The organism is Pseudoduganella dura, from assembly GCF_009727155.1.
Classification (GTDB): Bacteria; Pseudomonadota; Gammaproteobacteria; order Burkholderiales; family Burkholderiaceae_D; genus Rugamonas; species Rugamonas dura.
Map to the genome: position 1 here is coordinate 747,656 of NZ_WNWM01000002.1, position 12,141 is coordinate 759,796.

A 12,141-nucleotide genomic window follows, 5' to 3' on the forward strand; every position below is an offset into this window, starting at 1 on the left:
CAAAAACAGCAGCGCGGGGGCTCACTGCTCAGCTGTAAGCCCTGTCTTACAGCGCTACCAGACCCGCACCGATGCCGCCCGGCCCTCCCCATTGAGATAATGCAACCATTCCACCAGCGCCAGACCTTCCGGTCTCGCGTTGGTTGTTGTTTTTGAAGGATGGTTACAAAATGAAAATAATCGACCAGCGTTATCTCGACGGTGCCAACCGTTACTGCACCGAGCCCTGCCTGCTGAGCATCCTCGATCTCGGCCACCCTACTCCCTTCTCCGCCAGCGACATGCAGAACCTGCGCACGCGCCTGAAGCAGGCGCTGCCGGGCCTGCGCCAGGGGCGCAGCCTGATCGGCGTGGTGGGCGACGATGTCGATGCCCCCGGCCGCGGCCTGCAGCTGGCACGCCTGATCCAGAGCGTGGCGATCGAGCTGCATCGCCTCACGGGTGATGAAGTCATGATGGGCTTTGTCGGCGGCGTGCCGAAAATGCCGGGCCGTTACCGGCTGATCCTGCCGTTCCGCTGCGGCACCGTGGCCAATGCCGCGCTGGCGCTGGCCATCCGGCTGGTGGACGGCCTGCTGGCCAGCGAGACATTCCCGCTGGCCGATGGCCTGGCAGAATTGCGCGGTATCGCCGCGGCCGGTGCGCCGCCTATTCGAATTGCCGCTTGAACTGCTCGAACTGCTCCGCCAGCGCCGCATAGTCGGCGCGCAACTGCTGCACTTCCAGCTCCAGCTGGGCCACGCGATCGCCGCGCGACGCGCCGCCCGGCGCCAGTGACGCGGTACCGTAGCCCGCTTCTTCCCGCGCCAGCTGGATCTCGCCACCGAGCAGCTGGCCATAGCGCGGCTCCTTCGTGCCGGGTGCCAGCGCCAGCTTGGCGACGACCGGCGGATACTTGTCGATCAAGAATTGCAACGCGTTCTCCACATCCGCCACGGACTTGAATTCGTGCAGGCGGCCGGTGCGCGTGCGGATCTCGCCGGCGGTCTGGTGGCCGCGCAGCATCAGGATCGTGAGCACGGCCAGCTTTTCCTGTTCCAGCGACCATTTGATGCGCATCCGGTGCTCGTACTTCGTGACGCGCGCGCCGGCGGCGGTCACGGCGTTGACGAGGCGGCGCTCGGTCAGGCGGGCCAGCACGTCGGCCACCGTGTCTTCCGAGATCTGCATCACCGGGTCGCGGCTCGACAGCTGGTTGCAGCCGTTGGTGAGCGCGTTCAGCGACATCGGATAGTTATCGGGCGTCAGCGCTTCCTTCTCGGCCAGCACGGCCAGCACCCGGATTTCGAACGGGTCCAGCGTATCGGTCTGCGCGTCCGGCGCGGGGGCATTTCCTGCCGGATTGTTTGCTACGTCTGTCATGATTTTCCTTAATCGACCAGCTTGTTCAATTGCGCGGGGTCGGCCTTGCCGACCGCATCGATTTCTCCGCTATGCATGCCATGCGCCTTCAGCAGCGCGACGATGCGTTCGATCTGCTGTTCCTGGGCCGCCGCATGGTTGATCAGGCCGTGCAGCGCCTTCGACATGGGGTCGTCGCCGTTCGGCGTCACGCCATAGGCCGCGAACAGGCGCTCCGCATGGCCGTCGTGCTTGCGCACGATGTGGGCCGGATTGCCGACGGCCGTGGCGCCCGGCGGCACGGGTTTCAGCAGCACGGCATTCGACCCCACCTTGGCGTACTCGCCCACCGTGAAGCCGCCCAGCACCTTGGCGCCCGCGCCGACGATCACGCCGCGCTCGAGCGTGGGATGGCGCTTGGTCCCCGGCGACAGCGACGTGCCGCCCAGCGTGACGCCCTGGTAGATCGTGCAGTCGTCGCCGATCTCGGCGGTTTCACCGATCACCACGCCGAAGCCGTGATCGATGAAGACGCGCCGGCCGATCGTGGCGCCGGGATGGATTTCAATACCGGTAACGATGCGCGCCAGGTAGCCGATGAAGCGCCCCGGCCATTTCAGGCCATGGCGCCAGCACCAGTTCGCCGCGCGATGGGCGATGATCGCCTGCAGGCCCGGATAACACGTCAGCACCTCCCAGGCGCTGCGGGCGGCGGGATCGCGTTCGATGATGCTGCGGATGTCTTGGCGCAGGTGGCGGAACATGGTTGCACGGAGTCGGGGGCGGTAGCTCGATGGTAGCGCATCGGCAGGCAGTGTGCAGGCTGGGCTTGCTGCAGCGATGGATGGCGACGAATGCCTGCCCGGGCCGCCCGCATGCGCGATGGCCCGGGCCGGCAGCCGGGTGACGGCCTGGCAGCCGGAAACCTTGTCAGCCTTCCCTGGCGATCCGCTGGCGGCGCGCTTCGTACAGGCAGACGCCGGAAGCGACCGAGACGTTCAGGCTCTCGACCGAGCCGAACATCGGGATGCTGACCAGCATGTCGCAGGTTTCGCGCGTGAGGCGGCGCATGCCTTCGCCTTCGGAGCCCATCACCAGCGCCGTCGGGCCGGTGAAGTCGGCATCGTACAGGCCCTTCTCGCCGTCGTCGGAGGTGCCGATCAGCCAGATGTCGCGCTCCTTCAGCTCGCGCAGCGTGCGCGCCAGGTTCGTGACGGTGATGTATGGAACGGTCTCGGCGGCGCCGCTGGCCACCTTGGCCGCGGTGGCGTTCAGGCCGACCGCGCGGTCCTTCGGCACGATCACGGCATGCGCGCCGACACCGTCGGCCACGCGCAGGCAGGCGCCCAGGTTGTGCGGATCGGTGATGCCATCGAGCACCAGCAGCAGCGGCGGGCCTTCGATCGCATCGAGCAGCTCGTCGAGGTTGCGGGCCAGCGCCAGCTGCGAAGCGAAGGCGATCACGCCCTGGTGGCGGCGGGTGCCGACGATCTTGTCGAGGCGGGCCGAGTCGACCGGCATCACGCGCACGCCGGCCGCCTTGGCGTTGGCGACCAGGTCTTTCATGCGGCGGTCGTCGCGCGTGGCGTCGACGAAGATCTCTTCGACCGACGATGCTTCATGGCGCAGGCGCGAGGTGACGGCATGGAAGCCGAAAATCATTTTGTTCTTGGACATGGTACGTGGTTCTTATGTGGCGAACGGGGTTCGCCGGAGGATGCGCCGCGGCGGCTGCCGCGGCGCGAAAAATCAGCGTTTCTTGCGGGTCTTGCTGCCGGCACCGGCGGCTGCCGGCTTTGCGGCCGAGCCCGCAGCCGTCTGGGTCTTGCCGCCCTTGGCCGGCGCGGTGGATTTGGCGCGGCCCTTCGGCTTCGCTTCGAAGTCGAACTGCGGCAGCAGCGAAATGGAAGGGGCCGGAGCGGCGGCTACCGGCTCGGCCACATCGTCGTTGCCGCCCCGTTTCGCCTTGCCCTTGTATGGCGAAACGGCTTCGTCGGCAACCTTGCGCGGCGCGCTGTCCTGCGCGAAGGCGCGGCCGGCCCCCTTGCCGCCGCCACCGCCGCCACCGCCGCCACCCTTGCCGCCCGCGCCATTGCGCGATGGACCGCCGCGCGTGTTGCCGCGGCGCGGTTTGCCGCCTTCGTCGCCGAAGCCGTCGTCCTCGAACGCCTGCCCCTTGCGCCCGCCGCGCGGCGCCGCCGGCGCCGCCATGCCTTCGGTTTCGCTCGGCGCGAGGCGCAGGTCGATCTTGCGCATTTCGAGATCCACGCGCACCACCTGCACGGTGACCCGGTCGGTCAGCTGGTAGCGCTTGCCGGTGCGCTCGCCGCGCAGTTCGTGGCGGGCGTCGTCGTACTGGAAGTAGTCGGCGCCCAGGTCCGTGATGTGCACCAGGCCCTCGACGAACAGCTGGTCAAGCTGCACGAAGATGCCGAACGTGGTCACGCCGGTGATCAGGCCGGAAAATTCCTCGCCCAGCTTGTCCTGCATGAAGTAGCACTTCAGCCAGGCTTCCACGTCGCGCGACGCTTCGTCGGCGCGGCGTTCGTTGGCCGAGCAGTGCACGCCCAGCGCATCCCACACGGTCAGGTCGCGGGCGGCCTTCGGCTCCTTGCCGGCAGCCTTGTCCTTTACCTGCTGGCGGCGCGTGGCGTTCGAGATCGTGGTGTTCAGCAGGCTCTTGTCTTCCACCTTCGGCTCGTACTTCTTGCCCTGCAGGATCGCCTTGATCGCGCGGTGCGTCAGCAGGTCCGGGTAGCGGCGGATCGGGCTGGTGAAGTGCGCATAGGCTTCGTACGCCAGGCCGAAGTGCCCGATGTTTTCCGGGCTGTAGACGGCCTGCTGCATCGAACGCAGCAGCATCGTCTGCAGCAGGCTGGCGTCCGGGCGCTCCTTGATCTTGCGCATCAGCTCGGCATAATCGCCGGCCACCGGGGTGTCGCCGCCGGCCAGCGTCAGGCCCACCTGCTTCAGGAACTCGCGCACCTGGGTCAGTTTTTCCTTGGTCGGCGCGGCGTGGATGCGGTAGGTGCCGGGGTGCTTGTGGCGCAGCAGCAGGTCGGCCGCGCACACGTTCGCGGCCAGCATGCATTCCTCGATCAGCTTGTGCGCATCGTTGCGGGTGCGCGGGATGATCTTCTCGATCTTGCCGGCCGGGTTGCAGACGATATAGGTTTCGGTGGTCTCGAAATCGATCGCGCCGCGCTCCAGGCGCGCCTTGAGCAGCGCGTGGTAGACGGCATACAGGTCCTGCAGGTGCGGCACCAGGTGCGCGCGCTTGGCCGCTTCCGGGCCCTTCGTGTTCGACAGGATCGCCGCCACTTCGGTGTACGTGAAGCGCGCGGCCGAGTGGATCACGGCCGGATAGAACTGGTAAGCCTTGATCTCCCCTTGGGCGGTGATGACGGCGTCGCACACCAGCGTGAGGCGGTCGACGGCCGGATTCAGCGAGCACAGCCCGTTCGACAGCTTTTCCGGCAGCATCGGGATCACCCGGCGCGGGAAGTACACGGACGTGCTGCGCTCGAGCGCATCGGTATCGAGCGCATCGTTCGGCTTCACATAGTGCGACACGTCGGCGATCGCCACGATCAGGCGGAACGCATTGGTGCGGCCCACCTTCACCTGCTCGCAATACACGGCGTCATCGAAGTCGCGCGCATCCTCGCCGTCGATCGTCACCAGCGGCACGTCGCGCAGGTCCACGCGCTCGCCCCAGTCCTTTTCATGCACCACGTCCGGCAGCCTGCCGGCCTGCTTCAGCGCCCCGTCGGAAAACACGTGCGGCACGCCGAACTTGCGCACGGCGATCTCGATTTCCATGCCGGGATCGTCCATGTCGCCGAGCACCTCGACGATCCGGCCGACCGGCTGCTTGAAGCGGCCCGGCTGCTCGGTCAGCTCGACGCTGACGATCTGGCCGCTCTTGGCCTTGCCGGGCGAGCCGGACAGGATGATGTCCTGGCCGATGCGCTTGTCTTCGGGGGCCACGATCCACACGCCGTTATCCTTCAGCAACCGGCCGATGATGTGCGTGTTACCGCGCTGCACCACCTCGACGATCGTGCCTTCGGGACGGCCGCGGCGGTCGAAGCCCGTGACCTTTGCCATCACCTTGTCGCCATGCAGCACTTTCTGCATTTCGCGCTCGGACAGGAACAGGTCGTCGCCCGGTTCGTCGGGAATCACGAAACCGAAACCGTCGCGGTGCGCGCTGACGCGCCCCGAAACGAAACCGGAATGGTCGGCCAGTACATAGAAGCCGCTGCCGTCGGAACGGATCTGGCCGTCGCGCTCCATTGCGTTCAGGCGGCGCGTCAGCACCTCCTGGGATTCGGATTTCACGTCGAGCGACATGGAAAGCGTGCGCAGGTCGAGCGGCGCATTGGCGCTGCGGAAGATGCCGAGGATTTCCTCGCGGCTTGGGATGGTATGGATCGTCTGGTTCAAAACTGTTCTTTGATCTTATTAGTGGGATGATCGTGATGGAAAGGTGGCAGCGTAGTGTACCGGAGGTGCGGCGGTTTGCCTAACATAGCCCAATCGAGTGTGCGCACGGAGCACCTCACATTGCCCTTTGACATTCGCCAGCCTTGCTCTATAATCCGGTCTCTCGCAGCGATGCGGGGAGCTGTAAAAGAGTCGATGTGCAGCGTGGAATGAAAGTTCATCTGGCGCAAAACTCTCCAAGGCACTATCATAACAGCAGTTGCAAGCGTTGTTTATGATGCAGTAAGTTGTGATGCAAGAGTTGTGATGCATGCCCACGTGGCGGAATTGGTAGACGCGCATGGTTCAGGTCCATGTGCCGCAAGGTGTGGGGGTTCGAGTCCCTCCGTGGGCACCACTCTACCGGATACCGGGCCTTTCCAGGTCCAGACAGAAAGCCGTGAATCGATCGATTCACGGCTTTTTTTCATTGGCGCTGTTCGCGTACGCTCCATCTACGGGCGCATGCCAGGGCCGGGTGACAATATTTCCCAAAAAGCATAAATACCACTTGCCCGATGGCGTCCCGGCCGTTATGATGCGTGCCTCGTTGCAGTACAGCGCAGCGAAAAACGAGTCAGCAGTGCCCACGTGGCGGAATTGGTAGACGCGCATGGTTCAGGTCCATGTGCCGCAAGGTGTGGGGGTTCGAGTCCCTCCGTGGGCACCACTCTACCGGATACAGTGAAAAAGCCGCGGATCGCGAGATCCGCGGCTTTTTTGCTTTGGCGCTGTTCGCATTAACTGTGCATTGCTTCAAGGCACGGAACTTCTTCAGCAAACTGGTCTTTAGCGTTTGATCCTTGCGACGCTCACGCGAAGCCACTGCAGCGGCAGTGCCAGTTCGGCAGCGTCGAGCACGTGTTGCCATCCGGTGTAATTGGCCAGGTAGCGACTGGCCACGCCGTTGAAGCGGCGCAGCCAGGTCTTGAAGCGGCTGTGCCAGCCGTTGACGTTATTGAGATGAATCGCGTCCCAGGCACGGATGCCGGCCCGGACATTGACGGCTTCGTGAGTAATGCAGGCAGCACGCGCGAAAGTCACGTATGCCTTGGCGCCGTCACTGATCAGCAGCACGTCGCGATGCAATATTGGGAGCAGATGCAGCACCAGCTGCCGCGCATTGACCGGCCCGCGCCCTGTAACAAACTCGTGCGTAACTCGGGCTCGGTCGCGGGCAACCAGAATGCAGTCCAGTTCGCGGCTGATGCCGCGGCGCGCCGCCGTGCCGCCACGCCGCCGTGCCGGGCGGCTCAACTTTCGTGCACCTTTTTGCGATTCCAATAAATATGTTTCGTCCACCTCGACCATGCCTGCCAGTTGCGCGGGCCGTTCGCGGCGCACCCCGGCGATAAACCGGTGGCGCCATCTGAAGCTCGTCGACCGCGCCACGTCGACGCGCCGGGCGGCCTCCCGCACGGTACGCGAATCGAGCAGGCACTGCCGATACGAGCCATTTGCCGCGATGCCGCAATCGCGCCAGCGGCGTGCCGGTCAGTGCGTTGTAACTGCGACTGCACGCCATGCAGCGATAACGTTGCAGGCCATTGGCCTGGCCGCAGCGGTGACGCCGCCTGCTGCCGCAATGCGGACAAGGGCACTCGCCGGCGGCCTGCTCGATGAGGCCAAGGCAACTGTCACGCGACGACAGTGCCTCAAGCCATGCCTGCAGACTGACGACCTGTTGGTCGATCAACCGGTCCTGGGTCAGGGAGTGAAACAGTCCAGCAAAACCGGCAGGGTCCATGACCGCTCCTCGTCTGGATGAGTTACCTCAACAGGGAGTGAGACAGTGCCAGATCTGGTTGGTTCCCCGATTTACCGCTAACAGCGCCTTTGCTTTCCGTCTCCGATGCCCGTCCTTCACAAATGCCCGCACCGCATTCCTGCTCCCGCCGCGTCGGCTTCCTTTACGCCCGGCACCGGCCCGACAGGCATTCGCATGCCTTTGCGCGCCCTCTCCCTCTGGCACGGCCACCGCGCATGGTAATTGCGTGATCGCAGTATCCAATCAAACGGGAGTACGCCATGAGGATCTTGTTGACGGCCATCGCCCTGGCCGCTGCGTTCGTTGCCGCCGGCCCCGCCGCCGCACCGCTATTCAATTTTATGTTTACCGAGGGCACGTCGCCGCAAGCCCGGCAAGGCTTCAGGGCGGCAGCCGCGCTGTGGTCGAACCTGCTGCACGACAACGTGACGGTCGATTTGACGGCCGGCTTCCATCCGCTGGCGCCGGGGCTTCTCGGCACGCCCCGGTCAGCCCGGCAGCCTTACCCCTACGCCACGTTCCGCCGGGCCCTGGCGGACGACCTCACCTCGTTCGACGACGCCCTGGCAATCGGCAGCCTCCCCCGGGGCGACTCCTTCGACATGCTGCTCGGCTTCACGTCCAACAGCCCGCACGGCGCGGGCAGCGGCATCCCGTATCTGGACGACGGCGACGCGAACAATACCGGGGCGCGTGTCACCACCGCCCAGGCCAGGGCGGTCGGCCTGAAGCCGGCCGACCAGGCGCTTGCCGGATGCTCGGGCGCGTGCGACGCCTTCATCGGGTTCGACAGCCAATTCGCGTTCGACTTCGACGCGCATGACGGCATCGGCGAGAACAGTCCCGGTTTCGCCGGCATGGCCGCCCACGAGTACTGGCGGGAGGACTCGCATTTCGGCCTGATCGACCCCACGGCCGACCCGGGCGAAGCGCTGGCGATCTCGCAGCACGACCCGCTTGCGCTGGACGCCATCGGGTGGGACATCTGGCCAATGCCGGAACCATCGACGCGGGTAATGCCCGCGGCCGGCATGCTGCAGCCTGGCAGCCCTGCCTCCCGCTCGGTCGCACGGAACGGGAAAACATTTCGCAAAAACAAAAATGATGGTTGACGGATCCGCTGGCGGCCTTTAAGATGCGTGCCTTCTGTTGCTGAACACCGCAACGAAGTAAAGAAAACAGGGCCCACGTGGCGGAATTGGTAGACGCGCATGGTTCAGGTCCATGTGCCGCAAGGTGTGGGGGTTCGAGTCCCTCCGTGGGCACCAAGTCCTGTTTTCGATACACTGAAGTGACATGCAATGCAGCAGTGCCCACGTGGCGGAATTGGTAGACGCGCATGGTTCAGGTCCATGTGCCGCAAGGTGTGGGGGTTCGAGTCCCTCCGTGGGCACCACTCTACCGGATACCGGGTTTGCAAAAAACCCTGAAACGCCGCCGATTCGCAGGAATCGGCGGCGTTTTACCATTGGTCACGCCGCCTTCACATGGTCTACACTTTGCCCATGTCCACCGCACCCGATACCCCGAATACCATTCTCATCGCCAGCGCCACCGGCTTTCCCGCGCTCGAAGGCCTGCTGGCGCGCGCCGGCTTCCAGGTGGGCGTGGTCAACCGCGGCGACACCGCGCTGGCGGCGATGCGCGCGCCGTCGCCGCAACACGGCGTGGCGCTCGTCCTGCTCGACGCGGCACTGGCCGGCAGCGCCCGGATGGAACTGTGCGCGCGCCTGGCCGGCGCGGCACCCGTACTCGTGATGTCGGCCGCGCCGTCCGACGAGGAACAGCGGCAGGCGCTGCGCGCCGGCGCCGCCGGCTACCTGCGCCTGCCCTGCGCGCCCGAAGACGTGGTGGAGAAGGTGACGGTCGAACTGACGGCGCGCAACGCCTGGTTGCCGGTCGGCGGCCCGCTCGATACCGGCACGCTGGAAGTCAATTACCACGCGCTGCTGGCCGGCTCGCCGGACGCGATCATCCTGTTCGACGCGGCGCGCGGCCTGCCGGTGGACGTGAACCGCAACGCCGAGCGGATGTTCGGCCGCGGCGGCGAGGAACTGATGCGGATGCGGCTGGCCGACCTGTGTCCACCCCGCCAGCCCGACGGCACGCCGTCGGCCGAGGTCGTGGATGCGCTCGTCGCACGCGGCCTGTCCGGCGATATCCGCATCTTTCCGTTGACGTTCCAGCACAACAGCGGGCGCCACATCGACGGCGAACTGCGCCTGGTGGTGCTGGAAAAGAACGGCCTGCGGCTGCTGCACATGCGCGTGGCGGACGTGACGGGCCAGCGCATCGCGGAAGCGCTGCGCAGCGGCCAGAACGAACTGCTGGAAATGATCGCGCGCGGCGCGCCGCTGCCGGCCATCCTGGACAAGCTGCTGCGCCTGATCGAGGGCCAGGCGCCCGGCCTCGTGTGCACGGTGATGTTGCTGGACGATGACGGGACCACCATGCGTGGCGGCGTGGCTCCCAGCCTGCCGCCCGGGTTCATGGATGTGTTCGACGGCGTGGCGATCGGTCCGGAAGTCGGCTCATGCGGCCGCGCGATGTTCTGCCGCGAACCGGTCGTTGCGGCGGACATCGGCCGCGACCCGCGCTGGGACGGCTGGCGCGAGGTTGCGATGCGGCAGGGCCTGCACGCGTGCTGGGCCATGCCGATCATGACCGATACGCATACGGTGCTGGGGTCGTTCGCCATTTATTACCGCGACGTGCGCCTGCCCCGCGGGGACGACGAACGGCTGATCGCCGTGGCCGTGCACCTGGCCGGCATCGCCATCGGGCGCACCCGGCGCGAGGCGGAACTGGCGCGCCACCGCGATCACCTGGAAGACCTGGTGGCGGAGCGCACCGCCGAACTGCGCAATGCCAAGGAACGCGCCGAACTGGCCAGCACCGAACTGGCCGCCGCGCTGGACCACCTGCGCAAGACGCAGGACGAACTGGTGCGCCGCGACAAGCTCGCCGCGCTGGGCGGACTCGTGGCGGGCGTGGCCCACGAACTGAATACGCCGATCGGCAATACGCTCACCGTTGCCAGCGCGATGAGCGAGCGCCTGGGCGCGCTGCGCGCGGGCCTGGCCGCCGGGCTGCGGCGCTCCGACCTGGAACAGTACGTGGCCCAGGCCGGCGAGGCCGATGAAATCGTGGTGCGCAACCTGCGGCGAGCCGCCGCCCTGATCACCAGTTTCCGGCAAGTGGCGGTCGACACCGCCAGCTCGCAGCGGCGCCGCTTCCGGCTCGACGAATTCATCGGCGAACTGGTGCTGCCGCTGACCGCCGGCACGGCGCCGCCACGGCCGCGCGTGGTGCAGGATGTCGCGCCCGGCCTGGCGATGGACAGCTACCCGGGCCCGCTCGGGCAAGCGATCACCGCCCTGTTCGAGAATGCCGTCATGCACGGGCTGGACGGACGCAGCGACGGCGTCGTCACGCTTGCCGCCGGCGCGCTGGACGACGACACGATCGCGTTGTCCGTGTCCGACAACGGCGCCGGCATCGCTCCCGCCGATCTCGACCGGGTGTATGATCCGTTCTTCACCACCCGGCCCGGTGCCGGCGGCTCGGGCCTCGGCCTGCACGTGACCCACAATATCGTCACCGGCGTGCTCGGCGGCCGGATCGCCGTGCGCAGCATGCCGGGCACCGGCACCACCTTCACGATGACGCTGCCTGCCGTCGCTCCGCAATGAAACCTGCCCCGCCCTGTCCTTTGCCATATTCCCTGCTCCTTTCCCTTGTTTTAGCGCTGTGCCTGCTGGCCGGCGCCGCCAGCGCCGCCCCCGCCCACTGGTGGCTGTGGGAAAGCGTGACGGACAGCGCCAAGGTGTGTTCGCAGACCCCGCTCGGCCCCGGCTGGCGCAAGCTGTTGGGTCCCTACAAGGATTCCCGTTGCGAGAAGTTGATTCGTGTTCAATAATGGGCCGACAATGCTTTTTCACACAGAGGAGGAGACATGTTTCAGAATCCCGAGCAGTTCGCCCAAGCGACGAAAGCCCTGTTCGAGTTCCAGCTCGAAACCTTCAATACGCTGACCAGCAAGGCCGTGCAAGGCCTCGAGCAGGTTGTGCAGCTCAATATCGATACGGCCAGGAGCGGCGTCGAGAAAAGCCTGGCCACCGGCAGGGAAATGAGCCAGACCTCCGATCCGAAAGCGGCCATGGCGGCCGCCAGCGCCCGGATGCAGAACCTGACCAATGTCGCCGAATACAACCACCAGCTCGGCCAGATCCTCACTGAAATTCATTCCGAGTTCACCAATGCCGCCGAAGCCCACCTGGCCGAAGCGCGCACCAACCTCTCCGCGCTGATCTACGACGTGACGAAGAACGTGCGGCCCGGCTCGGAAAACGCGGTGGAAATCGTCAAGACAGCCATCGACAATGCGTTCAAGGGCTACGAGGAAGTCACCAAGGCCACGCGCCAGGCGGTGGGCGCGTTCGAGCAGCAACTGGCCAAGGCGGCAACGCTCGCCGAACAACAGGGCAAGCAGACCCAGCATTGATGTAACGGCGACGGCCTGTTGCCGTCGCGTAAAAATAAGT

9 protein-coding genes, 4 tRNA genes and 1 pseudogene are annotated in these 12,141 nt (G+C 65.9%); 9 read left to right on the forward strand and 5 right to left on the reverse strand.

The annotated features are described in order from the left end of the window. Window positions 1–170: 170 nt before the first annotated feature. A complete protein-coding gene (locus tag GJV26_RS03450; protein ID WP_155707607.1) occupies window positions 171–668 on the forward strand; it encodes a cyanophycin synthetase family protein in 498 nt (165 codons plus the stop codon). Here GJV26_RS03450 and GJV26_RS03455 read toward each other — a convergent pair. The 4 genes from GJV26_RS03455 to rnr form a co-directional block, all read right to left on the reverse strand. Further along, window positions 649–1,362 carry a YceH family protein gene (locus GJV26_RS03455; RefSeq protein WP_155707608.1) on the reverse strand — a complete coding sequence of 238 codons (714 nt, stop codon included), beginning with the start codon at window positions 1,360–1,362 and terminating at the stop codon, window positions 649–651. The genes GJV26_RS03450 and GJV26_RS03455 overlap by 20 nt on opposite strands. Window positions 1,363–1,370: 8 nt before the next feature. Further along, window positions 1,371–2,105 (reverse strand): serine O-acetyltransferase, encoded by a 735-nt coding sequence (gene cysE / locus GJV26_RS03460; RefSeq protein WP_155707609.1) that lies wholly within the window; start codon window positions 2,103–2,105, stop codon window positions 1,371–1,373. Window positions 2,106–2,271: 166 nt separating this feature from the next. Next, on the reverse strand, window positions 2,272–3,018 hold the full coding sequence (rlmB, locus tag GJV26_RS03465) for a 23S rRNA (guanosine(2251)-2'-O)-methyltransferase RlmB (protein WP_155707610.1): 747 nt from the start codon (window positions 3,016–3,018) through the stop codon (window positions 2,272–2,274). 72 nt (window positions 3,019–3,090) lie between these two features. Continuing rightward, window positions 3,091–5,790, reverse strand: a complete 2,700-nt coding sequence (gene rnr / locus GJV26_RS03470) for a ribonuclease R (protein WP_229419156.1) — start codon at window positions 5,788–5,790, stop codon at window positions 3,091–3,093. 312 nt (window positions 5,791–6,102) lie between these two features. Between rnr and GJV26_RS03475 the strand changes: the two genes are divergently transcribed. Both GJV26_RS03475 and GJV26_RS03480 read left to right on the forward strand, forming a co-directional pair. Next, window positions 6,103–6,187 (forward strand) — tRNA-Leu (locus GJV26_RS03475). A 227-nt stretch (window positions 6,188–6,414) separates the two neighbouring features. After that, window positions 6,415–6,499 (forward strand) — tRNA-Leu (locus GJV26_RS03480). A gap of 119 nt (window positions 6,500–6,618) precedes the next feature. On the opposite strand, the pseudogene GJV26_RS03485 reads toward GJV26_RS03480, so the two are convergent. Then, window positions 6,619–7,576, reverse strand: a pseudogene (locus tag GJV26_RS03485) (IS1595 family transposase). A gap of 281 nt (window positions 7,577–7,857) precedes the next feature. On the opposite strand from GJV26_RS03485, the gene GJV26_RS03490 reads away from it, so the two are divergent. From GJV26_RS03490 to GJV26_RS03515, 6 genes are all read left to right on the forward strand, one after another. Continuing rightward, complete coding sequence (locus tag GJV26_RS03490; RefSeq protein ID WP_155707611.1) at window positions 7,858–8,709, forward strand: NF038122 family metalloprotease; 852 nt, start codon at window positions 7,858–7,860, stop codon at window positions 8,707–8,709. Between the two features lie 71 nt (window positions 8,710–8,780). After that, window positions 8,781–8,865, forward strand: a tRNA-Leu gene (locus tag GJV26_RS03495). A gap of 43 nt (window positions 8,866–8,908) precedes the next feature. Then, window positions 8,909–8,993 (forward strand) — tRNA-Leu (locus GJV26_RS03500). Between the two features lie 109 nt (window positions 8,994–9,102). Next, on the forward strand, window positions 9,103–11,289 hold the full coding sequence (locus GJV26_RS03505) for an ATP-binding protein (RefSeq protein ID WP_155707612.1): 2,187 nt from the start codon (window positions 9,103–9,105) through the stop codon (window positions 11,287–11,289). Continuing rightward, complete coding sequence (locus tag GJV26_RS03510; protein WP_155707613.1) at window positions 11,286–11,516, forward strand: hypothetical protein; 231 nt, start codon at window positions 11,286–11,288, stop codon at window positions 11,514–11,516. Before GJV26_RS03505 ends, GJV26_RS03510 begins: the two co-directional genes overlap by 4 nt. Before the next feature lie 36 nt (window positions 11,517–11,552). Continuing rightward, window positions 11,553–12,101: a phasin family protein gene (locus GJV26_RS03515; protein WP_155707614.1), complete on the forward strand. Its 549-nt coding sequence runs from the start codon at window positions 11,553–11,555 to the stop codon at window positions 12,099–12,101. Window positions 12,102–12,141: the final 40 nt, after the last annotated feature.